Genomic DNA, 24012 nt, shown 5'->3' on the forward strand with positions numbered 1-24012 from the left:
TGCGACAGGGCGGCCACCGGGTCGCCCTGCCACGCTCGTCTGCCTGGAGGTGTGGGTTGGAACTGGCGCTGTTCGATTTCGACCACACGGTCACCACCTGCGATACCTACGGGCGTTTCCTGCGCCGCGTGGCCACACCGGAGCAGCTCGCGCAGGCGTGGTGGAAGGTCGGTCCGTGGCTGCTGGCCTATCGCCTCAAGCTGATCTCCGCGCAACGCATCCGCGCCCGCGTCACCCGCCTGACCTTCACCGACCGCCATCTGGAGGACATCACCGCACAGGCCGCCGGCTACGCGCGCGATGTGCTGCCCGGGGTGATGCGGACGGAGATGCTCGAACAGATCCACTGGCATCTCAAACAACAGCACACCGTGGTGATCGTGTCCGGCTCGCTGGACCTGTACCTGCGCCCGTGGTGCGAGGCGATGGGGCTGGACCTGATCTGCAACCGGTTGGAGAGCCGCGACGGACGCCTCACCGGGCGCTACGCCGAGGGCGACTGCGCGCCGCACAAGGTGGAGCACATCCGCCGGCGTTACGACCTCGCGCGCTACCTGCGCATCCACGCCTACGGCGACAGCGGCGAAGACCGCCCGATGCTCGCGCTCGCCCACGAGCGCTGGTATCGCGGCAAGCCCATGACGCCGCGTCGGAATCCACCGGCGCCCCTCCCACCGGCGCGGGACAGCCGGGCCTGATGCCCCACCGCGCAGCCACCGCCACGCCATGAGCCTCCCCATCGATACCCTCACCGAACGCCTCGACCGCCTCCTGCCACAGACCCAATGTGGGCAGTGCGGCTACGACGGCTGCCGCCCGTATGCCGAGGCGATGGCACGCGGCGAGGCGGGCATCGATCACTGCCCGCCGGGCGGTGATGCCGGCGCGCGCGCCCTGGCCAACGTCCTGGGTGTGCCGGCGCTGCCATTCGACCGCACGCGCGGTGCACACAAGGCACCGCAGGTTGCGGTGGTGATCGAAGCCGACTGCATCGGCTGCACCAAGTGCATCCAGGCCTGCCCGGTCGATGCGATCGTCGGCGGCGCCAAGTTCATGCACACCGTCATCGCCGATCTGTGCACGGGCTGCGAGCTGTGCATCCCGCCGTGCCCGGTGGACTGCATCGAGCTGGTCCGCGCGCCCTGACTCTCGCGCCGGGCGCCGGGCGCCGGGCGCCGGGCGCCATGCGCCATGCGCCTCGCGGTAGCGGCAGGGTCTGGGCGCACGGCGATGCGTCGATCACCATGGCGCCCAGCGGTTCCGCGGTGCGCTTACGGCAATGCCGCCGTCACCACGATCTCCACTTTCCAGCTCGCATCCGCCAGCTTGGCTTCCACCGTGGCGCGGGCGGGGGTCATGCCGGCCACCACCCACTCATCCCACGCGGCATTCATGCCGGCGAAATCGTTGATGTCGGCGAGGAAGATTTCCGCGCGCAGGATGTGCTGCTTGTCACTGGCCACCAGCGCCAGCAGCTTGTCGATCTCTTCCAGCACCTGACGGGTCTGGCCGGTGATGTCCTGGCTGGTGTCTTCGGGGATCTGCCCGGACAGATAGGCGACCTTGTTGTGCACGGTCATTTCGGACATGCGCGGACCAACGTCGAAACGTTCCAACATGGCGATTACTCCTCTGGATGAAACCGCATTGTCACCGATGCGGCGTGCGCCTGCCCGGCCCGGTGCGCAAAGCAGCCACAGCACGCACAGCGCACCCGCTTGGCAAGCGCCGGCATCAGGCGCACGATTTGCCGGTCAGGCGGCCACGCCTGTGTTGACTCTTTCATCGCCCACCCCGGAGCACGCTGTACCGATGACCGACACCGCCCCTGCTCCCACGCCGGCCCGCGCCCCCTGGCGCCGCGCCGCAACCGTCGTCATCCCGCTGGTGATCCTGGCCTTGGCCCTGCGTGGCCTGGCCAACGAATTCGATGAGCATGGCTACCGCGCGATCCGCGAGGCGTTCCGGCATCTGGGCGCCGGCCAGATCGCGTTGACCGTGCTGCTTGGCCTGGCCAGTTATGCCTGTCTGATCGGCTTCGATGCGATCGGTCTGCGCCGCAGCGGCAAGCGCCTGCATCCGGCGCGGGTCGGCATCACCGCGTTCCTGGCGCATACGCTGGGGCAGACCCTGGGCTTTGCCGCCCTCACCGGCGGTGCCGTGCGCCTGCGTGGCTATGGCCGTGCCGGGCTGAGCCTGGGCGAGATCGGCCAGGTCGTGTTGATGAGCACACTGGGCTTCGTGTTCGGGGCGTGGCTGCTGCTGGCGTTGGCCTTCCTGCTTGAACCCGGCGCTGCCGCGCTGGCGCTGCCGATCCCGGTGCAGGCGGTGCGGGTCATCGGCGTTCTCGGCCTGCTGGCCTATGTCGGCACGGTGCTGCTGGTGGGGCGTGAAGGCCGCAGCTTCCAGATCCGCGGGCACGCCTTGTGGCTGCCCGACCGCCGCACCATGCTCGGTGTCACTGCGCTGAGCGTGGTCGAACTGGTGCTGGCCAGTGCGGCGTTCTATGTGCTGCTGCCGATGGATACGCCAACCGGCCTGCCCGGTTTCGTCGGGCTGTATCTGGTCGCGGTGCTGGCCGGCCTGATCTCCAGCGTGCCGGCCGGCCTGGGCGTGTTCGAGTGGAGCCTGCTCAAGCTGTTGCCGCAGGTCGCACCCGCTGCGGTGCTGGCGGCGGCGCTGATCTACCGCGTGACCTATTACGTGCTGCCGCTGCTGCTGGCGACGGTGCTGGCGGTCGCGCCGGCGCTGCGCCGCCCGCTGCGTGCCGGTGCCGGTGCCACCCGGGTCGGCTGGACCGCGCTGCGCCCGTGGCTGCCGCAGATCATCGCGCTGGCGGTGTTCAGCGTCGGCGCGGCACTGGTGATCGATGGCACCCTGCCGACGCCGCGCCGGCACCTGATCACCGCCTCGCTGCCGATCCTGGAAACCTCGCACCTGCTTGGCAGTCTGGCCGGTGTCGCGCTGCTGCTGATCGGCCAGGGCCTGCAGCGGCGCAGCCACGCCGCGTGGATGCTCGCGCTTGGCATCTGTGTGCTCTCGCCCTTGCCGATCTGGCTGCGCGGTGGGCAGGTGCTGATCGCGCTGTCAGCGCTGCTGGTGGCCGCCGCGCTGTGGGCCTCGCGCCGTGAGTTCTATCGCCAGGGCGCGTTGCTGGACGAGGCCTGGTCATGGCCGTGGATCCGCAACCTCGGGCTGGTGCTGGTCGCGGTGATCTGGCTGCTGTTCTTCGTCTACAGCCACGTGGAATACCAGAACGAGCTGTGGTGGCAGTTCGCGCTGCAGGGCAACGCGCCGCGTGCATTGCGTGCGTTGTTGCTGGTGGCGATCGCGCTGACCATCTTCGGCCTGGCGCGGTTGCTGCACAGCACGCGCAGCCCGTTGCCGGCCGCTGATGCGTCCACGCTGGACGCGCTCGCGCCGATCCTGGCAGCGGCCGAAGACACCCAGGCCTGCCTCGTGCTCACCGCGGACAAGGCGGTGCTGCGTGACGAGGCGCAGCAAGGCTTCGTGATGATGCAGCGCTACGGCGGCTCGTTGATCGCGATGGGCGATCCGGTCGGCCCGCCCGACGTGGTACGTGCGCTGATCTGGCGCTTCCGTGAGGAAGCCGATCGGCTCGGCCTGCGCCCGGTGTTCTACCAGGTTGGTGAGGCGCACTGGCAGACCTATCTCGACCTGGGCCTGACCCTGGTCAAGCTTGGCGAAGAGGCGATGGTGCCGCTGCAGGCGTTCACGTTGGAAGGCCGCGATCGCGCGGACCTGCGCCAGGCCTGGAACCGCGGCAAGCGCGGTGGCTTGACCTTCCGGGTTGCGCCGCCCGAGGAAGTCCCCGCGCTGCTGCCGGCACTATCGGTGGTCTCCCAGCAGTGGCTGGATGACAAGGCCGGCGATGAGAAGGGCTTTTCGCTGGGCAGTTTCGATCCGGCCTACCTGTCACGCTTTCCGGTCGCCCTGGTGGAAGCCGAAGGCCGCATCGTGGCCTTCGCCAATCTGTGGCAGGCGCCGGCGGGCAATGAGCTGTCGGTCGACCTGATGCGGCACGTCGATGATGCGCCCAAAGGCACGATGGATTTCCTGTTCATCGAGCTGTTCCTGTGGGGCCGCGAGCAGGGTTTCCACCGGTTCTCGCTGGGCATGGCACCGTTGTCCGGGCTGGCCCAACATCGCCTCGCCGGGCGCTGGAACCGCTTCGCCAATGTGGTCGCGCGGCATGGCGAACGCTTCTACGGCTTCAGCGGCCTGCGTCGTTTCAAGTCGAAGTTCGCCCCGGTCTGGCGCGCACGTTATCTGGCCGCGCCGGGCGGTGTGCACCTGCCCGCCGCCCTGCTCGATGCGACCCGGCTGATCTCACTGGACCCGCGCCGGCACGATTGAGCCTGTGCCGGCCGGGGCCGGCTACGCTCAGCGCGCCGGCAGATGCTGGACGATGGTGTCGGCGAGGCGGTCGTAATCGCCCTTGAAGTGATGGTCGCCGGGGAGCTTGATGACCTGCGCATTGCCGCCGACGGGAAGCGACGGGCACAGCGCGTCGCCATCGTCTTCGCCGTAGACGCACAACGTCTTGCCGGCGGGCAGCTTGGCCACCTCCGGCGCGATCGGCAGGCCATCGCCACCACCGCCGAGCCAGTTGCTGACATGGAACTCGTAGTCGGCGGTCTTGCCGACCGAGAGCAGCGCGATCATCGAGACCGATTCACGGGTAGCCGGTGACAGCTGGTTGATGGCCGCCGGCAGCACATCGGCGCCCTGCGAGAAACCGACCAGCACCACGTTGCGGCGCTGCCACTGGCGGCTGTAGTGCGTGGCGATGCGCTCCAGATCGCGGGCGAAGCCGTCGGGCGTGCGTGCGGTCCAGAAGTAGCGCAACGAATCCACCCCGACCACCGGCACCCCGGCCTCGCTCAGCGACGCGGCCACTTCCTTGTCCAACCCGGCCCAGCCGCCATCACCGGAGACGAAGATGGCGAAGGTGTCGCCCGGCTTGCTCGACGGCACATCGACCACCGGCAGGCCCTTGAGGTCATCCGGCGGCGGCGCCAGGCTGACGCCCTTCTGCGCGCCGATCACCTTGGCCGCGGCCAGCAGGCCGGGCAACGCGTCGCCCCGCGCGGTGCGCTCGAACTGGCGGCCCATGCCGACCTGGCGCACGAACGCAGCCGACTCGCCGGCCGGGCAATGCACATCGCCGGCGGCGTTCAACCAGGCGAAGTTCAGGTCGGCCGGCTGCAGGCGGCCGTGGCTGCTGCCGGCGCCGCAGACCTTGCGCTCGCGCACGCCCGACGGGCAGAAGCCGGTGGTGAGCAACCCGGCGAACACCTGGGTATCGGCCTGGGCGGCCACCGCGTAGGCCAGCGCCGCGCCCTCGCCATCCCCGCCGATCAGCGGCAGGTGATAGCCCGGCACGTGCAGATAGGCCTGGAACCAGCGGGAGAAATTCTCCACATCGCCGGCACCGAAGGCGCAATCACCGCTCTTCTCGCGGGCCAGCACCTGGCGCAGGTGCGCGACATCGACCTGGGCGACCAGGGCGCCCTCCGCACGCAAGGCATCGATGCGCTGCTGGCTGTCGGCATGGCTGGCGCTACCGTCAAACCACACCACCACCCGTTGCGGGCGACCGTCGGGCAGGTACACCGGCACGTTCTCGAAACGCCCGTGACTGAGCTGCTGCGGCGGCGCGGCCAGCGCCTGTCCGGACATCCCCGCCAGCACCACCCCCAGCATCATCCCCCAACCGGCTCGCCGCATCGTCGCGCATCCCATGACTAGTGCGCCAACGATACGCCCCTGCCCTGCCAAGGGCATGTACACAGCGTGGCCGGACGCTCAGCGCGCGTCGCGACGCGCCTGCCGCCACAGCTGCCAGGCCACCGAGACCAGCCACACCAGCACCACGGCAATCACCAGCTTCTGCCCAGCGCCGCGCGGTGGGCCGCGCCACAGCACGTGCAGCCACAGCAGCACGAAGCACAGCCAGGCCCACCACCAGGCCGGCCCGGCCCACGTGCGCCAGCGCGGATCGGCGCGCAGGTACCAGCTCTGCAGCAGCATCGCCACGCTCACGCACAGGAACGCGGTATTGGCCGACAGCCCGTGCACCAGCGGTGCCAGCAGCGGCGCGCGCTCGGGCAGCCAACTGTCGCCGATCGCCACCCCCATCAATCCCAGCGCGGCCACCCAGAACAGCAGCGGCGCGGCCGGACTGCGCCGGGGTGATCGGCTGTTGGCATGCAGCGCGACGGCCAGCAGCATGATCGCCAGCGCCAGCACACAGTAAGCCGTGCGCAGCGCCAGCCCCCAGGGGCCATGCAGGTACAGGCTCAGCGTGGCCTGCACCCAGTCCAGGTCATCGCGGGCCCATTGCGTCCACAACGCGATGGCCACGAACAGCGCCAGCGCCACCAGCGTGAGCAGGGCAACGCGTGCGTGCTGCTGCGCGGGCCAGCGGAAAGGGCGTGGCAGGGGAAGCGACATCGCAGTTCCTGGGGTCAGTCGGCGGCATCGGGGTGGCGCTGCTTCCACGCGGCCAAGGCGGCGCGGTAGCGCTGCAGCTCATCGCTGTACAGATCCAGCACGCACAGCGGGCAGCCGCTGCCGCAGCACTCGTTGGGGCCGGGTTCTTCCGGCGGCTGCGGACGCGGATCGGGATCTGGAACGGATACGGACATGGCCACACACGTAGGGAAAACAGCGCGCACAGTGTAGCGGGCGTGGTTCAGCGCTCAACCCGCCGGCGCAGGTTGTCGCGCGCGGCCGCATCCAGCCGCTGGTGGAAGAAGTCGCTCAGGAAGATCCGCGGTTGCCCCAGCACCTGCTTGAGGAAGCGCCGACGGTTGAGCCGGAACAGGACGCCCGGCACGTGCCCGGCATACTCCTCGGCGATCCCGCGGTCGTACGCATCGAACACCGCCGCCGGCGCCCCCAGAATGGCCATGTCGCAATCCAGGAACAGTGCCGCTTCCGGATCGACATCGCCGGGCGCGAGTTTGCTGTGGCGCGCGGTCAGTTCGATCAGCTCGACCACCCGCGTCGCATCGATCCCGGCCTCCGGCAGCCAGCGTGCGATGGCCTGGCGTGCCATCTCGGCCGAGCGCGCTTCGTTGTCGCCGCGGCCCGCATCGTAGATGGCGTCGTGATAGAGCGCGGCCAACTGCACCTCACGCGGCCGGAGCCAGCCCGGCCCAGCCTCGGCGACCGTGCGGCAGTGCTGCAGGACGGCCTGCACGTGCGACCAGTTGTGATACGCCCGCGGCGGCAGGGCGTAGGCGGTTTCCAGCTCGGCAAGCTGCCCGGCGGGCAGCGGAATCGGTTCGACGTGCATGCACGCATGATTGGCCGTCGCAGCGACGCTGGCAAGCCGGGCGGTGGTTTTTTGACCACCCTCACAGAACCGTTGCCGCGCAGTGGGTGCGCCCGGTTATCCACATGTTTGTCGACCGCTGATCCACATCCCCTGTGGATGGCGCTATCCGCCGATGAACGGCATGCCAGCGCCCGACGACCCGCCTAGACTGGACCGGACGGACCCCAACGCCTCGCGAGGTGACGGCGATGACCGCATGCAGACTTTTGCTGATCGCGTGGATGGCCGTGGCCGCCGCGCCGGCCTGGGCGGCCGACACGGCGCCGCCGGCCGCAGCTGCGCCAAGTGCCACCGCACTGCCCACGCCGGCGCAGATCCTGGAGGTGCCCGCCCCGCTGCTCGCCCTGCTGCACGAACGGGTCATCGACCCGGGCTACTCGCGCGAGCGCCGCCTGCAGCGGCTGGTCGAGATGATCTTCGACGAACACGGGCTGCACCTGGCCTACGACCCCGACGCGACCCACACCATCACGGAAACGTGGCAGACGCGGCGCGCCAACTGCCTGTCCTTCACCCTGCTGTTCGTCACGCTGGCCAACCTCGCCGGCATCGATGCGCATGTCCAGGAAGTGGCGCAGGTGGTGAGCTGGTACCAGGCCTCCGGGGTGATCTACAGCGTGGGCCACGTCAATGCGGGCATCGTGCTGGACGGGCGCAGCGGCACGGTCGATCTGGACCACAGCGTGCTGTACGACCCCCTCGGCCCGCAGCGCATCACCCGGCAACGCACGCTGGCGCACTTCTACAACAACCGCGGGGCCGACCACATGGCCACCGGCGATACCGGGGGCGCCCGCGCCTACTTCCGGGCCGCGCTGGGCATGGCGCCGGACTTCGTGGCCGCCTGGAACAACCTGGGCGTTCTGGACGCGCGCATCGGCGCGCTGGACCAGGCCCGCAAGGACTATGAAACCGCCCTGCGCCTGCAACCCCGGCATGGCGCCAGCCTGAGCAATGCCAGCGCGCTGTACCGGCGCATGGGCGACACCCACCAGGCCGGCCTGCTGGCCAGCCGGCTGGCGCGCGTACAGCGCAACGATCCCTTCGCCCAGTACATGTTCGGCGCGCAGGCCGAGCAGCGCCGGGACTACGCCGCGGCGGTGCGTTTCTACCGCCGGGCCGTGCGTCTCTACGAGACCGCCCATCCCTTCCACTTCGCGCTGGCCCGGAGCTACTTCCTGGCCGGCGATGCGCGCCGGGCCTCGATCGAAATGCAGCGCGCGCGGGATCTGGCCGGCGAAAACGGCGACGCCCTCAGATCCCGCTACCAGGCCAAGCTGGACAGCCTGCAGCGCTGGCGCCAGCGCGGCACCAACGCCAACTGAGCCGGCTCAGGCCTTCTTGAGGAAGCAGGTCTTCAGGACCAGGCCCTTGATCTTTTCCGAGTTGCCTTCGATGTGCTCGGCATCGTCCTCGACCAGGCGGATATTGCGGATCACGCTGCCCTGCTTGAGGGGAATCGAGGAGCCCTTCACTTTCAGGTCCTTGATCACCGTCACGGTGTCGCCGGCGGCCAGCACGTTGCCGTTGCTGTCGCGTACCACCAGGGCCTCGCCGCCACCGTCACCGGCCGCCCACTCGTGGCCGCAGTCCGCGCAGATGAACAGCGCGCCATCGGCATAGGTGTTTTCCAGGGTGCACTGCGGGCAGGCGGGAATGGCGGACATCGACAGCTCTTCGGTTACGAAACGGCCGCTAGTGTAACCGCCCGTTACCGGCTGCCCTTGCGTCGGCGGTCCCGTTGCCGCAAAGTGCGCGCCCCCTGACCACCGGCCCGGCCCCCCGCATGAAACTCGGCATCGACTTTGGCACCAGCAACTCCGCCGCCGCCGTGGTGATCGACGGCAAGGTCGTGCCGATCCAGTTCGGCCAGGCCGAACAGTTCCGCACCACGGTGTATTTCCCCGAGGTGATGCGCGACCCGAACGACTTCGAACTGACCCCGGCGCTGGAGCACGACCTGGCCCGGCTGGTCGACGCGGCCGCGCGCGATGCCCGCGCCGCCGGCCAGGAACGCACCCCCGATGCGCTGCGCCGCGAGGCCCTGCGCGTGGTGCGCCGGCAGTGGATGGAAGAGCAGATGCGCGCCCCGCTCAGCTCCACCACCCTGCTGCAGAACGCGGTCTATGGCGATGACGCGCTGGAGGCCTACTTCGAAGAGAACGAAGGCAACCTGGTGCAGAGCCCCAAGTCGATGCTCGGCTACAACCTGCACCCGCGTGCGCGCCAGACGATTGCCGGCATCGCCACGCACATCCTCGAGCACATCCGCCTGACCGCCTCGCGCCAGCTGGACACGCCGATCCGCACCGCCACGCTGGGCCGCCCGGTCCAGTTCCGCAGCTCGATCGGCGAGGCCGGCAACGCGCAGGCGCTGGAGATCCTGCACGGCGCGGCGATCGCAGCCGGCTTCGACAGCATCGATTTCCTCGAAGAGCCGGCGGCCGCCGCGATGCATTACCACGCCGAGAGCCCGCAGGAGCACGACGCGGTGGTGGTGGATATCGGCGGTGGTACCACCGACGTTGCCCATGCGCGCGTAGGCGGCGGCCAGGCCCCGACCATCCACCGTGCCTGGGGTATCGCCCGGGGCGGTACCGATATCGATCTGGCCTTGAGCCTGGGCGGCTACATGCCGCTGTTCGGCCGCGGCATCACCCGCGTGCCGGCGCACCACTACGTGGAAGCGGCGATGGTGCAGGACATGACCCGCCAGCGTGATTTCCGCCAGCACACCTACCGCGATGTGGACGCGCCGTTCGGGCCGCGCCTGACCGCGCTGCAGGACACCGGCAATACCGCGCGCCTGTACCGTGAAGTCGAGCGCTGCAAGATCGCCCTGAGCAGCGTGGCCAGCCACGACAGCGCGCTGGACTTCATCGAACGCGGCCTGCAGATGCAGATCGATGCCTCGCGGCTGGAGACCGCCGCCGGCGGGTATCTGGGCGAGCTGACCGCCCTGCTGGAGCAGGTGCGCAGCGACATCGGCCACGACCCGGCAGCGGTGTTCCTGACCGGTGGCATGTCGCGCGCCGGCTACCTGCAGAAGGCCGTGGCCAACGCCTTCCCGGGCTCGACCCTGGTCCGCGGAAATCCGTCGTTCGGTGTGGTCCACGGGCTGGCACTGGCCGCCGCCAACTGATCCACCGGCAACGCCAGGCCTTGTCCCACAAGGCCTGAAGAGGTGTGAACGCCCTTATTAACAAAACGTTACGCCGAAAGCGCTATCATCTTTCCGCTTCAAAGCGCAATGCGCTTGACGCAACCAGCACGATCTTCCTGGCCTCCCAGGCCACCGTCCTCTTCGATGCTGCCACCGTCCGGACCTGTCCGCGGTGCCGGTATCGCTCATCGCTGTGATCCGGCTCGTTCACAGCCTGCTGCACCCCGAGCCGCCAAGAGACACTCAGATTGGGCGAACGCCTGGCTGCACTTCTTACATCGTCCGAGCCCGACCCCATCGATTGCCGTCGTTGCGACGCGGTGTGCTGTCGGCTCACCGTCACCGTCATGCCTGACGACAACGTGCCCGGCTACCTGCTGGATACCGATGCGCGTGGCGGCACGGTGATGGCACGCAACGAAGAAGGCTGGTGCGCTGCGATCGACCCGTATCACCTGCGCTGCACGATCTACTCGCAGCGACCCGCGATCTGCCGCCAGTTCGACATGGGCGGCGATGATTGCCGCCTCGTGCGGCAGGACTACCGTCGACAACAGCAGGATCTGTCGACGTTTTCTTCCACGCTTCATCCATAGCAGGAGCATCCATGGCTCGTACGCCAAAGACCTCCCCCAAGGCAAGCAACACCGTTCGCGTCGACCGCAAGCAAGGGTCCAACTCCGCCGTCAGCAGCCAGAGCATCGCTGCGGATCTGGCTGCTTTCCGTAAAGGTGGCGGCAAGATCGAAGTGCTGGGCAATACCCTGGCGCTGAAGAAAGCCGGCTGACGTTGCTGCCGACCGCACCGGCATTGGCCGGTGCGGTGGCCGCACTCAGCGGCCCAGGCTGACCCGCACGCTCCCGGAATGGGCGTTGATCGAAATATCCCCATCGCCCGACCCCAGACGCGCATCCAGGCTGCGGCCGGGGCCGTAGCGCGGCTTCTCAACCTGCCCGGCGTCGGACTGGATCCCACCACTGAACGTCTTGACGTTCAACTGCGCCGAGACATTGGCCGGCAGCTTCAGCGCGACCGAACCGCTGACCGTCTGCATCGTCACCTTGCCGCCCGGCGCCATGCCGGTCGCGCTCACATCCAGGCTGCCCGAGACGGTTTCCACCGCCAGCCGCTGGATCCGCCCGGCATTGACGTTGACCCGGCCGGAGACCGATTCGGCCGCTACTTCCCCTGACGCTCCCCCGCCGGCCAGCAACTGGCCACTGACCGTGCGCGCATCCAGGCGTGCGGTCTGCAGCTGCGAGCGGATGCCACCACTGACCGTGTTCAACGTGGTCTCGCCACTGCGCCCGGCCGCGGTGATGCTGCCGCTGACACTGTTGGCCTGCAGGCGGCGCACGTCGATATCGGCCACGTCGATGTCGGCGCTGACGGTGCCCAGCTGCACTTCCACCGAACGCGGCACGCGCAGTTCCAGGGTCGCCCCGCCATTGCTGCGGCCGCGCGGGTACTCCACTTCCCAGCGCACACGGTTGCTGCTCTTGTCCTGCTTGAGGGTGAGCCCATCGGCCATCGAACCGGTCAATGCCACGTCGTTGCGGTCCCAGCCGCGCACGGTGACCTTGCCGGCGATGTTGCTGATTTCCACGCGGCCGCCGGCACCCAGTGGGTGGCGCTCATTGACGTTGGTGGCGGCGTGGGCGACGACCGGCAGGCACAGGGCCAGGGCGGCGATCAGGGACAGAGGAATGCGCATGGGGTTCTCCTTCAAGTGGGCAGGCCGGCGGACAGCACCGCCTGCTGGGTGAGTTCCAGCCGCAGCGCATAGGTACGCTGCAGTTGCCCGAGCAGATAGCGCGAGCGGGGATTTTCAGCGATGGCCGCGCGGATGTTGTCCGCGCTGGCATCGAGTTCATGCAGGGCCGGGCGCCACGCATCGGTGACATCGGCACTGGGCAACGCCGCAATCGCCTGCTGGTATTCGCCGGCCATCGCATCGGCCTGGCGCTGCAGCAGCGACGGTGCCGGCGTATGCGGAACCGGCGTGGGCACCACCATCAGCAGCGCCAGTGCGGCGGCCAGGCCGAGCCCGATGCGCAGCGGCCAGCGCTCCCGCCGGCGGCGTGTCGGCAGCGTTGCCACGGCAACCGCCGGGGCGTGGACCTGGGCCTGGGCCGGCAACTGTGCGGCGATGCCCTGCCAGACCCGTGCCGGCGGAACGCGCTCGGCAGGCAAGGCACGCAGGCGTGCAGTCAGTTCGTCGTGTTCGGAATCATGGGGGTTCATGCGGTTTCTCCTAAGCGTGCACGCAGCAGGCCGCGCGCTCGGTGCAGCTGTGCTTTGGAACTGCCAACGGCCATCTGCAGCTGGTCGGCGATTTCCTGGTGTTTCCACCCTTCGATGTCATGCAGGACCAGGACCGCGCGGGCCCGTGGCGGCAGTGTTTCCAGCGCGCGCTCCAGGTCCATCGAGGTGCCCGCGCAGCGGTCCTGGGCGGGCAGCATCGCCAGCGACTCCCAGCCTTCCTCACCGGCATCGCGTGCATCGCCGGTGGCGTTGGCGCGCAGTTCCATCAGCGCTGCATTCACGCCCAGGCGGTGCAGCCAGGTGCCCAGGCTGCTTTCGAAACGGAAGCCCGGCAGGGCGCGCCATGCCTGCAGGAAGGCCTCCTGCAGGGCATCCTCGGCGCGGGCCGCGTGGCCGCCGCACAGCCGCCACAGCACGGCGTACACACGCGGCGCATGCCGTCGGTAGATGCGTTCGTACGCGGTCACGTCACCGGCGGCTGCGGCACGCACCAGGGCGTGGTCGTCGGCGGCATCGGCCTGGTTCGTGGCGCTGGAGGCGGGCATGGTCGTGTCGAGCATATCCGTTGGATGCGGGGGGCATGGAAAAGGTTTAAGCCCGTTCTGACTTTCTTTTCAGGTGCCTCCGCTTGGGGCTGCCGCGAGCGTGAGGGCCCCGTAGCAACCGGCGGGCCCTCGGCAAATGTCCCCCGGCCGCCGCCTGAAGGCGACGACCTCCTCCTTGATTTTGCCCAGGGGCCTACCGGCCGCTACAGGACTCGCGTGTGGCACGCGTGCGGCAAGGCGGATTATTTCTGCGGTCTTTAAACCTTCCTGGCCGACGCGGCATCCAATCCTCTGTCACTACCGGCGCCCGCCAAGGAGTATCCCCATGTCATCCAGTTGCCTGGCCATGCTGCTCTCACTGGCCACCGGCTGCACGCTGCCGTGGAGTCCGCTGCAGATCCGGTTCACGCTGGCGCCCGAAGCGCCGGATGTCTGCCTGCAGTACGCGCAGAACGCGCCGCTGTGCGCCTCGGCGATGATCGCTGCGTTCGATGTGTACGGCAGCCCGCGGCCGTAAGCGCACGCCACGATGCGGCGAGGCGCATCGGCATTACCATGGCGGGATCGGCACTATCGCTGCAAAGGAATTCCGCCCCCATGAAAGACCATCTGCCCGCCTGGACCCACGAATGGCTGCACTACGGGGTCCCTGCCCTGCAGATTCTGGTGACCCTGCTGGTGGCCTGGCTGCTGCGGCTGGTTGCCCGGCGGCTGATCCGCCGCGTCGGTGAGCACTACACACTCCCGCCGGAAATGATCATGGGCGCACGTCGGGTGTTCACCTTCCTGGTGTATTTCACCGTGCTGCTGATCGTGCTCAACATCGTGGGCGTCTCGGCAACGGTGCTGTGGACCGCCTTCACCGGGTTCGCCGCGGTCGGCGCGGTGGCGTTCTTCGCCGCGTGGAGCGTGCTGTCCAACATCTTCTGCACGCTGCTGATCTTCACCACGCGGCCGTTCCGCCTGCACGATTACATCGAGCTGCTGGAAAACGGTGAGAAGCCTGGACTCAAGGGCCGCGTGATCGACATCAACCTGATCTACACCACGTTGCAGGAAACCGGCAGCGGGCATGAAGGCACGGTCCTGCAGATGCCCAACAACATGTTTTTCCAACGCACCGTGCGCCGTTGGCGCGATCCTTCGCAGGCGCCGGGCGGGATTCAAGGGGACGGCTAAGTCCCGCCGCCGTCGGCCAGGCAATGCCCGCTGCGGGATCGATACCTAGCGCAGCTGGCTGTCCTTGCTGCCGCGGCGGTTGTAGCCGCTGCCCTCCTGCTGGGCGGCGTCCTCTTCTTCCTGGCAGCGCACGCACAGGCGTACGCCGGGCACGGCCTTCCGCCGCGCCTCGGGAATGGGCGCGTCGCAGTGCTCGCAGTGGGTCAATCCGGGGCCGTCGCGCAACTGTGCGCGGGCCCGCTGGATGGCCTCATCGACGGTGGCGTCGATCTGATCCTGGACGGCGCCGTCGCCTGCCCAACCTGTCGCCATGATGTGTCTCCCATGCCGGTGTCAGGCCACCAGCATAGACCCGGCCCACGACGCCGAGCCGACGTGGGGCTGAACGCCCGCGGCGCCGGGTGAACGCTTCAGACGGGGCTTACCAGACCAGGTCGTCCGGCACCTGGAACTGGGCGTAGTACGCATCGTCCTCGGCGTTGCCGGTGCTGGGCTCGCTGCCGGGCTGGCTGTTGTCGAGCACGATCACGCTGGCATCGCGCTCGCGGACCTTCTCGGCCGCCGCCCGCGGCAGCAGTTCGAAGCCGTCGCCATGGCGCACGATCACCAGGCTGCCCGAGGCCAGCTGGCGGCGCAGCACGTTGTTGACCAGCAGGGTGCGGATCAGCGTGCCATCGTTGAAGCGGTACTCGCTCTCGCCTTCACGCTTGACCTTGTGGGCCTCGACGATCTGGCGGACCTGGGCCTGCAGTTCCTGGGCGTGGGCCTTGGCTTTGCGCTCGGCTTCCAGCGCGCGATCGCGCTCGGCCTTTTCCGCGCGCAGGCGCTCGGCCTCGCGCTGGCTTTCGCTGGGCGCGGCCGGGGCCTTGCCGTGACGGGCTTTCACCTGTTCACGGGCGGCCTGGGAGACCTGGGATTTCTTGACCAGCCCAGCCTTGAGCAGCTGCTCCTGCAGGGGATTTGCCTTCGCCATACGCCTAGCATCTGTTGTTGCGGGATTCCGGAGGCCATCATACTGGTCTGCCCGTCCCGCCCCAACCGCCCGATGACCGCCCTGAAGTACCTCGCCGGCTATCCCGACGCCCTGCAGCAGCAGGTGCGCGAGCTGATCGCGGGCGACCGGCTGGGGCCGTGGCTGGAGCAGCGCTATGCCGAACTGCATACGGTCCGCAACGACCGCCAGCTCTACGATTACACCCAGGGCCTGAAAGAGCGCTACCTGCGCCAGTCCGCGCCGCTGTCCAAGGTGATCTACGACAGCAGGCTGCAGGTGCTCAAGCACGCGCTGGGCACCCACACCACGGTCTCGCGGGTGCAGGGCAGCCGGCTCAAGGCCAGCCGCGAGATCCGCATCGCCACGGTGTTCCGCGAGGCACCGGCGCCGTTCCTGAAGATGATCGTGGTGCACGAACTGGCCCATCTGAAGGAATCGGACCACAACAAGGCCTTCTACCAGCTGTGTACCCACATGGAAGCGGACTATCACCAGCTGGAGTTCGATCTGCGCCTGTACCTGACCCACCTGGAACGCACGCCGGCCTGAGCCGCAGCGGCCCTCATCGCGCAGCGCCGGGCCCCAGCCAGTACACTCCCCGCCCGTTTCCCGTTTTATGTTGCCTGCCCCATGACCGACCCGATCCGACTCGACAAACGCCTGACCAGCCTGATCGGCTGCTCCCGTGGCGACGCCCAGCGCTACATCGAGGGCGGCTGGGTGACCGTCAACGGCCAGGTGGTCGAACAGCCGCAGACGATGGTCACCGACGAGGACATCGTGCTGCGCGAGAACGCCGAGGCGACCCGCACCGAGACCGTGAGCATGCTGCTGCACAAGCCGGCCGGCATGCGCTCGGACGAACTGTGCGCCCTGGTGACCCCGGAAAGCCGCAGTGAACTCGACGCCACCGGGGTGACCCTGCTGCAGCGGCATTTCCACGCCCTGCAGCTGGTGATGCCGCTGTCCGACGACGAAAGCGGCCTGGTGGTGGTCAGCCAGGACGGGCGCGTGATCTCGCACCTGAAGGATCGCGGCGCAACGCTGGAGCAGGAATACCTGGTGGAAGTCAGTGGCGAGCTGGCGCCCTACGGCATGAAGCGCCTCGCGCACGGCCTGAGCTTCCGCAGCTGGCCGTTGCCACCGTGCAAGGTGAGCTGGCAGAACGAAACCCGCCTGCGCTTTGCGATCAAGCCGGTGCATCCGGGCCAGCTGCGCGACATGTGCGCCCAGGTCGGGCTGGAGGTCATCAGCATCCGCCGCCTGCGCATCGGCCGCGTGGCGATGGGCAAGCTGGTCCCGGGCCAGTGGCGTTACCTGGCACCGGACGAGCGTTTCTAAACCGCGCCAGCACTCGCCCTGCACGCCCCGGCCGCTTACGATCGGGGCATGACCGAGAAAAAACCGTTCTGGCGCCGGCTGCTGCGCTGGCTGGGGATCGTTGTCGCCCTGCTGATCCTGCTGGTCCTCAGCGGCCTGCTTCTGGCCGACCACCTCACCCCGCAGGCCGTGGGCGAGCGTTCGACGGTGCTGCCCACCCAGGCCGACCAGACCCCGATCGATCGCGAGCTGGTCCGCCTGCAGGCCGAGCACCCCGGCCAGACCGGTGTGGCCTTCCTGTCCGACGGGCTGGACGCGTACGCCGCACGCGCGGTGATCACCCAGCACGCCGGGCGCAGCCTGGACCTGCAGTACTACATCTGGCACGACGACCTCATCGGCCATCTCATGGCCAACGAGCTGTACCGCGCGGCCGAGCGCGGCGTGCGGGTACGCATCCTGCTCGATGACATGAACGCGCAGGACAAGGACGCGCTCATGATGGCGCTCGATGCGCACCCCAACATCGAGATCCGCCTGTACAACCCGTTCCGCAACCGCAACGGGCTCTGGCGCCTGGTCGAGATGGTGCAGCGCGTTTTCAGCGTCAACCACCGGATGCACAACAAGTCATGGATCGCCGACGGGCGCGTGGCGATCGTCGGTGGCCGCAACATCGGCGAGGAGTATTTCAGCGCACGCCCGGATGTGAACTTCCGCGACCTGGATCTGCTGGTCGCCGGCGAAGCGGTGCAGCAGGCCAACACGATCTTCGACGATTACTGGAACAGCGATACCGCTGTGCCGATCCGTGCGCTGGCGTTCTACACCGAACCGCAGCTGCGCCTGCTGATCCGCGAAAGCGAGCACGAAGCGCGCCTGGACAGTGCCAAGCCCTATCTCGAACGCGTGGCGCGCTCGCAGGCGGCGAAATCGTATTACCGCGATGCGCTGGATCTGCACTGGTCACACCACGTGGAGATCGCCTCGGACCCGCCGATGAAGCACCGCCGCGACGATCAGGCCGACTGGCTGGTGACGCGCCTGGTGCAGGAGCTGGAAAGCGCACAGCACAAAGCCTTGCTGATCTCGCCCTACTTCGTTCCTGGCGAGGACGGCACCGAGGGCTTGGGCGCGATGGTCGCGCGCGGGGCCCAGGTCGCGGTCATCACCAACTCCCTGGCCGCCAATGATGTGGCCGCCGTGCACAGCGGTTACATGCACTACCGGGCACCGTTGCTGCGCAGTGGCGTGCAGCTGTACGAGCTCAAATCGCGCGGCAACGTCGATGGCGGCGGTCTGTTCGGCAGCAGTGGCGCCAGCCTGCACACCAAGGCGTTCATGATCGACGACCAGCGCGGCTTCGTCGGCTCATTCAATCTGGACCCGCGCTCGGCGTATCTGAACACCGAGATGGGCGTGCTGTTCAACGATCCGGTGCTCGCCGCGCAGCTGCGCGAGGAGTACCTGCGCCTGGCCAGCCCACGCCAGAGCTACTGGGTGGCCCTGGGACCGGACGGCGACGTGCGGTGGCTGGAGCGCGATGCGCAGCCGCCGCACTGGCTGTATACCGAACCGGACACCGGGTTCTGGCTGCGGGCCAGCGCGCGCGCGATCAGCTGGCTGCCGCTGGAGTCGCAGCTCTAGCTCAGCCGGCCTGGGCCACGTCGCGCTCGGCCTCGTCGCCCTCCAGCGTTTCCACGGCGCGCCCGTGCACGCGCCGCCAGATCCACTGCAGTGCGTGCGGCGGTGTGTCGTCCAGTTGCTCCAGCAACGCCAGGGCCTGGACCTGACCGATCTGGCCATGGCGGCACAGCAGGCTGGCCGCCGCCGCCGCACGGGCAAAGCGCAGGCTGGCCGCCAGCCCACTGCCACTCTGGCGGATCAAGGCATCGTGCACGGCCTTGGGCAGCTCCCATGCCGCGGCGATGCGGCTGGCCACCGGCAGGGTCCAACTGTCGAGAAGATCCGCCGCCAGCGTGCGCGGCGGGGCGGCGAGCGCCTGTTGCGCGCAGGCATCGAGCAGATGGCGCATCACCAGCGCCGCGCCCAGGCCCTGGGTCAGGCCCAGCCACTGCGCGGCGAAGCCATCTTCATGGGTCACCGTGCGTGCGTGGTCGGCGGCAGCACGCGAGGCCAGCAGCGCATGCTCCCAGATCACCGCACTGAACTGGGGAAAGGCATCGCACTGCAGCTGCATCACCGGCTGCACCAGCACCGCGCTGATGATCTGGCGGATGCCATCGGTACCAACCAGGGTGACCGCACGCTGCAGGGTCTCCACCGGGCGCGCCTGCACCCGGTAGACCGGGCTGTTGGCGATGCGCAGCAGATTGCCGGTCAACACCGGGTCCTGGCCGATGATCCCGGCCATGGCGCGCGCCGAGGCGTCGCTGTCGTTGACGGTCTGGATCAGCTGCGGCAGCAGCTGCGGGCGGCGGGGCAGGTGTTTGGCCGACCAGTCCCGCGCCAGCAGCGAGGCGGTGACGGCATCACGCAGTTCAACGGTGCGCGGGGCCGCGGCGTCGGCGGCATCGCCACTGCGCGGCACCAGTGCCAGCGTATGCAGCCCGGCCTGCAGCACCCCCACCGGATCGGTACCCGGCGCTACCGGGGCAACCGGCAACGCCGCGGCTCGCCCGTGCGTGGCAGTGCCACGGGCCATCGACGGCGCCACCACGGCACGCCGGTGACGGAGCACAGCGGCCATGCCAAGCAGCGCCAGCACGGCGGCGCCGACAACCACAGCGCCGATCATGCCCATGGCCCTGGACGCGCCGGGTCCCGCACTTGCCTTGTTGCGACTGCGCCCACGTGATCCTTCCTGCGATGACCGGCCATCCACACCGTTGCCACGGCATCGGCCTGCGCTTCAGCAACTTTAATGGCCGTGGGGCGCAAGACCCCTGACAACACCGTCCGTCGGAATGCACTAGAATGGCGCCGCGCGACCCGTCCGAGACCCGACGACGTCGCTTTTTTTGTTTTACAACCCACCTTTTGCTGGCGCGTTCGCCGCTGTTCGCCACCGTTCGCACCATCGGAGCCACCATGTTATTTGAAACCCTCGAAACCACCGGTCACGAACAAGTGGTGTTCTGCCACAGCCGCGACGCCGGTCTGAGGGCGATCATCGCCATCCACAACACCACCCTCGGCCCGGCCTTGGGCGGTGTGCGCATGCGTCCCTACGCCAGTACCGACGAGGCCCTGGCCGATGCGCTGCGCCTGAGCCGCACCATGACCTACAAGAACGCCCTGGCCGGCCTCAACGTGGGTGGCGGCAAGGCGGTGATCATCGGCGACCCGAAGCGCGACAAGACCGAAGTGCTGTTCCGCGCCTTCGGCCGCTATGTCGATTCGCTGGGTGGCCGCTACATCACCGCCGAGGACGTCGGCACCGATGTCAACGATATGGAGAACATCTACCTGGAGAGCGAGTACGTCACCGGCGTCCACCAGGTGCATGGCGGCTCCGGTGACCCGGCACCGTTCACCGCATACGGCGCGCTGCAGGCGCTGATGGCGTCGATGCAGCACAAGCTGGGCCATGAGGAAGTGGGCAAGGCCAGCATCGCGGTGCAGGGCCTGGGCCATATCGGCATGGAGCTGGTGAAGCTGCTGCGCGATCGTGGCGCCAAGCTGTACGTCAGCGACCTGGACAGCACGCGCGTGGATCGCGCTGTCACCGAATACGGTGCAGAGGCGGTCAAGCCGGAAGACATCTACGACGTCAACGCCGACATCTTCGCGCCCTGCGCGCTGGAAGGCGCGATCAATCCAGACACGCTGCCGCGCCTGAAGTGCAAGATCGTCTGTGGTACCGCCAACAACCAGCTCTCCAGCCTGGAGGTCGGCGATGAACTGCACGCGCGCGGCATCCTCTACGCACCGGATTACGCGGTCAACGCCGGTGGCGTCATGAACGTCTCGCTGGAGATCGACGGCTACAACCGTGAGCGCGCGATGCGCCTGATCCGCAGCATCTACCACAACCTCGGCCGCATCTTCGCGCTGTCGCAGAGCGAGGGCATCGCCCCGCAGCGCGCCGCCGACCAGATCGCCGAATCGCGCATCCTGTCGATCGGCAAACTGAAGATGCCGCTGGGCCGCAGCACGCCGCGCCGGGGCAGCCTGCGCGGCAACTGAGCCGCTGCGCTGACAAACGAAGAGGGCGCGATCATCGATCGCGCCCTCTTTTTTCGTGCGTCGCGGCCAGGCCCGCGTCTAGAACCCAGCCGAATACCGCAGCTGCGCCTGACGCAGATCGCCGCGTGGCCCAAAGCGCTGGTCGTACCCGAATGCCAGGCGGCTGTTGCGGCTCAACCATGACTCCAGCGAAAGCCCGAACAACCCGCCCGAGCGGGCCGGCTGCACCCCGGCCACCGGCGCCCAGGCCTCGACACCGACGAAGCTGGCATCCAGCGAAAGGCCGTCGCTGGACAGATGCTGCTGCCATTCGGCATAGCCGCGCAGCGACCAGCCGCCCCAGCGCCGCTCGGCGCGCAGGCCGGCCAACGCCTGGCTGCGCGTACTCACGGCATCGCGCGCGCGCAGACCGAAACCCATGCCGCCTGTTTCACTGAAACCATCGCTGTCCACCCGGGCGTACTCGGCGCCCAGGTAAGGCGTCAGCGAGGCGGTGGCACTGCCGAAACGGTAGCCCGACTCCACGCTGGCCGCACTGAAGCTGCCGCCATAGCGCGCATTGACGCCGTACTGCCCCGCACCGAGCAGCAACTGGCGATCGATCTCACGGGTGAACTGGCCCGCGCCGACCTGGCCCATCGCATAGGCGCGGCCGGTGCCCCAGCCGGCATACACCTGCGCCTGCGACTGACGGTCGCGGCCGCGGTCACTGCCCCACTCGCGGCTGCCGTAGCTGCGCGTTTCACCGAACGCGACACCGAGCATGCCGTGGCTGCCCAACGCCATGTCCTGGCCCATCATCCAGCCGCGGGTCGCCACGCCGTTGCCGGCGAAACTGCCTTGGCCCGCCTCGCCCAGCGTGCTCTGCCAGGCACCGCGCAGGCGTGGCACGGCCTGCACCTCACCGAGCCGTGCCGACAGCGCACGTCGGTTCATGTCGATGCTGTCGAAGGTCGCTGCCGTGGCCAGGGCATGCGCCTTGCCGGAGAGGCTGTCCAGGCTGGCCTGCAAGGCGCTGGCGCCATCCACCTGCTGCAGCTTCCCGGCCCCGTCGGCAAACCCGTCCAGTGCCGCACCGTTGCGATCCAGCACTTCAAACGCGGATTCGACCCGCGCTGCCGAGGCCAGCGCCGTGCCGCCCAGGCCGGCCTGGAGGCTGGCGCTGGTGACGCTGATGCGGTCGATGACCATGGTGACGTCGTTGTTGGCGTGCAGCAGGCTGGCCTGGAGCAGGCTGCCGGGTGCCAGTCCGTTGGTGACGCTGGCGAACGTGCCGGCCACCCCACCATCGGCGTGCAGCAGTGGCTGCGTGCGTCCGTCACGGGGCACGTAACCGGCGATGATGCTGTCCACACGGACCGTGCCGGCCAGCGTGGCGGTGCCGTTCACCATGAGCGGGTTGGCCCCCAGTGCGACGACCAGTTGCGCGCCGGCACGCTGGATGTAGTTGCCTTCGATGACCGCATCGATGTTGTCGCTGCGCAGCATCACGCTGGCGCCGTTGTCCACGTTGCCACTCACCCGCGTGGTGCCGTTCATGAACTGCAGCGCCGCGCCGTTGGGGTCACCGGCCTGCGGCACGATGAGCACGTTGGAACGCAGCGACGCACCGCCGCGCAGCGCGAGGGTGCCGCGCTCGATGAACGTGTCACCGGTGTAGGTATTGGCGCCGGCCAGGGTCAACGCACCCGTACCCTGCTTGGTCAGTCCGCCGCTGCCGCTGATGTCGTTGCTCCATACCGAATTCAGCCCCGGCGTGCTGACATTGACCGTCGTATCGCCCCAGTCCAGCCTGGCCGGACCGTTGATCGCCTTGGCGATGTTGAGCAGGCCATAGCCGAACGTTCTGTCCACGCCGGCCGCACCGAGATCGGTGGCCGTGCCGAGCAGCGTCTGGCGCACCAGATCATTGGTGAAATACGGGTACTTCTGCCACACCAGGGCGGCCGCGCCGGAGACCAGCGGCGCCGCGTAGGACGTGCCCGAACCGTAAAAGTACGTTGGCGTGCCCCCTTTGCTGGCGGGATCGACGTAGGCCACCCTGCCCGGGGCGGCCAGGCAATAGCGTGCCGCCACGCCACAGGCGTTGGCATACGAAGCCAGCTTGCTCGGGTCGGCGGTGTCCACTGCGGTCACGCTCAGCCAGCCGCGTTCCAGATCCGCAGCGGGCAGGCTGCCGCCCGGGCCGACCTGGCTGGGCAGCGCCGCCATGCTGGACGGATTGGGCTTGCTCTCGTTGCCGGTGGCGAACACCACCAGGCCGCCGTTGCTGAGGATGAAGGGGCGGTATTCCTGGGCGATCGGCGCGGTGGCGGAGGGGTTGGTCCAGTACAGGCCGCCCCACGAGTTGTTCATGATCTTGACGCCGGCGGCGATCAGATCCTGATGCACACCGTCCAGACCGACTGCACCGGTGATCTCGTTGCCACTGCCCGAACCGTCATCGACGGGGCGCTTGTCAGCAATGATGCGCGCCGAGACGATCTGCGCTTCGCTGGCCACACCACCCGGCCAGCTGCCGACCCTGGCGCCGGCCGCCAGCTGGGCCACCACGGTGCCGTGACCGACCACGTCATCCACATTGACATTGTTCACGCGGGGATCGACATAGGTGTAATTGGCCAGCACCCGCCCGTTCAGTGCCGGGTGCTCGCGGTTCACGCCCGAATCGACCACGCCGATGCGCACGCCGGACCCGGTCCAGCCGGCAGACTGCGCCGGGCCCGCCTGGACGATGCTCAGGTGCGCATCGATGGACGGCTGCGGCGGCGGGGCCGTGGTCGGCGGCGGAGAAGGCGGTGTGGTGGGCGGCGGCGACGGGGGCGTGGTCGGGGGAGGCGACGGCTCCAGGTCCCCGCGGACATTGCTGCCCCCGCCTCCGCACGCACTCAGTGCCAGCGCCAATGCCGCGGCCAAGGCCGACCTGCCGATCACAACCTGCTTCATCCCTGCTCCCCTTGTGAATGGACCTTCCCCACCTGCCTGCCCCCGGGCAGACACCGGCAGTCAATGCCGACCCTCTATACTGGAC

The 24012-nt window shown here is 68.6% G+C and carries 26 protein-coding genes; 13 read left to right on the forward strand and 13 right to left on the reverse strand.

Translation table 11 applies throughout. The features are described 5' to 3' along the window. Nucleotides 1-56: 56 nt before the first annotated feature. On the forward strand, nucleotides 57-698 hold the full coding sequence (locus tag ABE571_RS06020) for an HAD family hydrolase (protein ID WP_313211390.1): 642 nt from the start codon (nucleotides 57-59) through the stop codon (nucleotides 696-698). A gap of 28 nt (nucleotides 699-726) precedes the next feature. After that, nucleotides 727-1146, forward strand: coding sequence for an Rnf electron transport complex subunit RnfB (gene rnfB, locus ABE571_RS06025; protein ID WP_313219047.1), 420 nt, complete (start codon nucleotides 727-729; stop codon nucleotides 1144-1146). 125 nt (nucleotides 1147-1271) lie between these two features. On the opposite strand, the gene ABE571_RS06030 is transcribed toward rnfB, so the two are convergent. Beyond that, a complete protein-coding gene (locus ABE571_RS06030; RefSeq protein ID WP_121038644.1) occupies nucleotides 1272-1619 on the reverse strand; it encodes a RidA family protein in 348 nt (115 codons plus the stop codon). Between the two features lie 193 nt (nucleotides 1620-1812). Here ABE571_RS06030 and mprF point away from each other — a divergent pair, with 193 nt between their 5' ends. Then, nucleotides 1813-4377, forward strand: coding sequence for a bifunctional lysylphosphatidylglycerol flippase/synthetase MprF (gene mprF, locus ABE571_RS06035; RefSeq protein WP_346493368.1), 2565 nt, complete (start codon nucleotides 1813-1815; stop codon nucleotides 4375-4377). A 27-nt stretch (nucleotides 4378-4404) separates the two neighbouring features. Here the strand turns inward: mprF and ABE571_RS06040 are convergent, their stop codons facing one another. The 4 genes from ABE571_RS06040 to ABE571_RS06055 all read right to left on the reverse strand — a co-directional run bounded on the left by ABE571_RS06040 (nucleotide 4405) and on the right by ABE571_RS06055 (nucleotide 7324). After that, on the reverse strand, nucleotides 4405-5751 hold the full coding sequence (locus tag ABE571_RS06040) for an AcvB/VirJ family lysyl-phosphatidylglycerol hydrolase (RefSeq protein ID WP_313219051.1): 1347 nt from the start codon (nucleotides 5749-5751) through the stop codon (nucleotides 4405-4407). A gap of 78 nt (nucleotides 5752-5829) precedes the next feature. Beyond that, nucleotides 5830-6477, reverse strand: coding sequence for a DUF998 domain-containing protein (locus tag ABE571_RS06045; protein ID WP_346493369.1), 648 nt, complete (start codon nucleotides 6475-6477; stop codon nucleotides 5830-5832). Between the two features lie 14 nt (nucleotides 6478-6491). Continuing rightward, nucleotides 6492-6671 carry an oxidoreductase-like domain-containing protein gene (locus ABE571_RS06050; protein WP_346493370.1) on the reverse strand — a complete coding sequence of 60 codons (180 nt, stop codon included), beginning with the start codon at nucleotides 6669-6671 and terminating at the stop codon, nucleotides 6492-6494. A 47-nt stretch (nucleotides 6672-6718) separates the two neighbouring features. Next, on the reverse strand, nucleotides 6719-7324 hold the full coding sequence (locus ABE571_RS06055) for a hypothetical protein (protein WP_346493371.1): 606 nt from the start codon (nucleotides 7322-7324) through the stop codon (nucleotides 6719-6721). Nucleotides 7325-7554: 230 nt separating this feature from the next. Between ABE571_RS06055 and ABE571_RS06060 the strand changes: the two genes are divergently transcribed. Beyond that, a complete protein-coding gene (locus tag ABE571_RS06060) occupies nucleotides 7555-8691 on the forward strand; it encodes a tetratricopeptide repeat protein (RefSeq protein ID WP_346493372.1) in 1137 nt (378 codons plus the stop codon). A 6-nt stretch (nucleotides 8692-8697) separates the two neighbouring features. Here the strand turns inward: ABE571_RS06060 and ABE571_RS06065 are convergent, their stop codons facing one another. Further along, on the reverse strand, nucleotides 8698-9033 hold the full coding sequence (locus ABE571_RS06065; protein ID WP_313211382.1) for a zinc ribbon domain-containing protein YjdM: 336 nt from the start codon (nucleotides 9031-9033) through the stop codon (nucleotides 8698-8700). A 119-nt stretch (nucleotides 9034-9152) separates the two neighbouring features. On the opposite strand from ABE571_RS06065, the gene ABE571_RS06070 reads away from it, so the two are divergent. The 3 genes from ABE571_RS06070 to ABE571_RS06080 all read left to right on the forward strand — a co-directional run bounded on the left by ABE571_RS06070 (nucleotide 9153) and on the right by ABE571_RS06080 (nucleotide 11316). Beyond that, nucleotides 9153-10508, forward strand: coding sequence for an Hsp70 family protein (locus ABE571_RS06070; RefSeq protein ID WP_346482866.1), 1356 nt, complete (start codon nucleotides 9153-9155; stop codon nucleotides 10506-10508). A 317-nt stretch (nucleotides 10509-10825) separates the two neighbouring features. Next, nucleotides 10826-11125 (forward strand): YkgJ family cysteine cluster protein, encoded by a 300-nt coding sequence (locus ABE571_RS06075; protein ID WP_080114834.1) that lies wholly within the window; start codon nucleotides 10826-10828, stop codon nucleotides 11123-11125. Between the two features lie 11 nt (nucleotides 11126-11136). After that, complete coding sequence (locus tag ABE571_RS06080) at nucleotides 11137-11316, forward strand: hypothetical protein (RefSeq protein WP_019183415.1); 180 nt, start codon at nucleotides 11137-11139, stop codon at nucleotides 11314-11316. Nucleotides 11317-11361: 45 nt separating this feature from the next. Here the strand turns inward: ABE571_RS06080 and ABE571_RS06085 are convergent, their stop codons facing one another. Genes ABE571_RS06085 through ABE571_RS06095 form a run of 3 tightly spaced genes read right to left on the reverse strand, consistent with a single transcriptional unit; the run spans nucleotide 11362 to nucleotide 13354 of the window. Beyond that, the gene (locus tag ABE571_RS06085) at nucleotides 11362-12243 is read right to left on the reverse strand and encodes a DUF4097 family beta strand repeat-containing protein (protein WP_346493373.1); all 882 of its coding nucleotides are present in this window, start codon (nucleotides 12241-12243) and stop codon (nucleotides 11362-11364) included. A gap of 11 nt (nucleotides 12244-12254) precedes the next feature. Continuing rightward, on the reverse strand, nucleotides 12255-12773 hold the full coding sequence (locus tag ABE571_RS06090; protein ID WP_346493374.1) for a hypothetical protein: 519 nt from the start codon (nucleotides 12771-12773) through the stop codon (nucleotides 12255-12257). Beyond that, complete coding sequence (locus ABE571_RS06095; protein ID WP_313211378.1) at nucleotides 12770-13354, reverse strand: sigma-70 family RNA polymerase sigma factor; 585 nt, start codon at nucleotides 13352-13354, stop codon at nucleotides 12770-12772. The genes ABE571_RS06090 and ABE571_RS06095 overlap by 4 nt, the downstream gene beginning before the upstream one ends. Nucleotides 13355-13664: 310 nt before the next feature. Here ABE571_RS06095 and ABE571_RS06100 point away from each other — a divergent pair, with 310 nt between their 5' ends. Both ABE571_RS06100 and ABE571_RS06105 read left to right on the forward strand, forming a co-directional pair. Further along, a complete protein-coding gene (locus ABE571_RS06100) occupies nucleotides 13665-13856 on the forward strand; it encodes a hypothetical protein (protein ID WP_346493375.1) in 192 nt (63 codons plus the stop codon). 80 nt (nucleotides 13857-13936) lie between these two features. Next, nucleotides 13937-14518: a mechanosensitive ion channel family protein gene (locus ABE571_RS06105; protein ID WP_313211376.1), complete on the forward strand. Its 582-nt coding sequence runs from the start codon at nucleotides 13937-13939 to the stop codon at nucleotides 14516-14518. Nucleotides 14519-14563: 45 nt separating this feature from the next. Here the strand turns inward: ABE571_RS06105 and ABE571_RS06110 are convergent, their stop codons facing one another. Then, complete coding sequence (locus ABE571_RS06110; RefSeq protein ID WP_121038682.1) at nucleotides 14564-14830, reverse strand: DksA/TraR family C4-type zinc finger protein; 267 nt, start codon at nucleotides 14828-14830, stop codon at nucleotides 14564-14566. A 109-nt stretch (nucleotides 14831-14939) separates the two neighbouring features. Beyond that, a complete protein-coding gene (locus tag ABE571_RS06115) occupies nucleotides 14940-15491 on the reverse strand; it encodes a DUF2058 domain-containing protein (RefSeq protein WP_313211375.1) in 552 nt (183 codons plus the stop codon). A 72-nt stretch (nucleotides 15492-15563) separates the two neighbouring features. Between ABE571_RS06115 and ABE571_RS06120 the strand changes: the two genes are divergently transcribed. From ABE571_RS06120 to ABE571_RS06130, 3 genes are all read left to right on the forward strand, one after another. Further along, nucleotides 15564-16061 (forward strand): M48 family metallopeptidase, encoded by a 498-nt coding sequence (locus ABE571_RS06120; RefSeq protein WP_313211374.1) that lies wholly within the window; start codon nucleotides 15564-15566, stop codon nucleotides 16059-16061. An 81-nt stretch (nucleotides 16062-16142) separates the two neighbouring features. Beyond that, nucleotides 16143-16853 (forward strand): rRNA pseudouridine synthase, encoded by a 711-nt coding sequence (locus ABE571_RS06125; RefSeq protein ID WP_121038691.1) that lies wholly within the window; start codon nucleotides 16143-16145, stop codon nucleotides 16851-16853. Nucleotides 16854-16901: 48 nt separating this feature from the next. Then, the gene (locus ABE571_RS06130) at nucleotides 16902-18479 is read left to right on the forward strand and encodes a phospholipase D family protein (protein WP_346463024.1); all 1578 of its coding nucleotides are present in this window, start codon (nucleotides 16902-16904) and stop codon (nucleotides 18477-18479) included. Between the two features lies 1 nt (nucleotide 18480). Here the strand turns inward: ABE571_RS06130 and ABE571_RS06135 are convergent, their stop codons facing one another. Beyond that, entirely contained in the window at nucleotides 18481-19596 is a 1116-nt protein-coding gene (locus ABE571_RS06135; RefSeq protein WP_313211372.1) for an HDOD domain-containing protein, read from the reverse strand. 287 nt (nucleotides 19597-19883) lie between these two features. On the opposite strand from ABE571_RS06135, the gene ABE571_RS06140 reads away from it, so the two are divergent. Beyond that, nucleotides 19884-20981, forward strand: coding sequence for a Glu/Leu/Phe/Val dehydrogenase dimerization domain-containing protein (locus ABE571_RS06140; RefSeq protein WP_121041184.1), 1098 nt, complete (start codon nucleotides 19884-19886; stop codon nucleotides 20979-20981). 78 nt (nucleotides 20982-21059) lie between these two features. Here the strand turns inward: ABE571_RS06140 and ABE571_RS06145 are convergent, their stop codons facing one another. Beyond that, nucleotides 21060-23927 (reverse strand): S8 family serine peptidase, encoded by a 2868-nt coding sequence (locus tag ABE571_RS06145; protein WP_346493376.1) that lies wholly within the window; start codon nucleotides 23925-23927, stop codon nucleotides 21060-21062. Nucleotides 23928-24012: the final 85 nt, after the last annotated feature.

It is taken from the genome of Stenotrophomonas sp. TWI273 (assembly GCF_039674765.1).
Taxonomy (GTDB): domain Bacteria; phylum Pseudomonadota; class Gammaproteobacteria; order Xanthomonadales; family Xanthomonadaceae; genus Stenotrophomonas.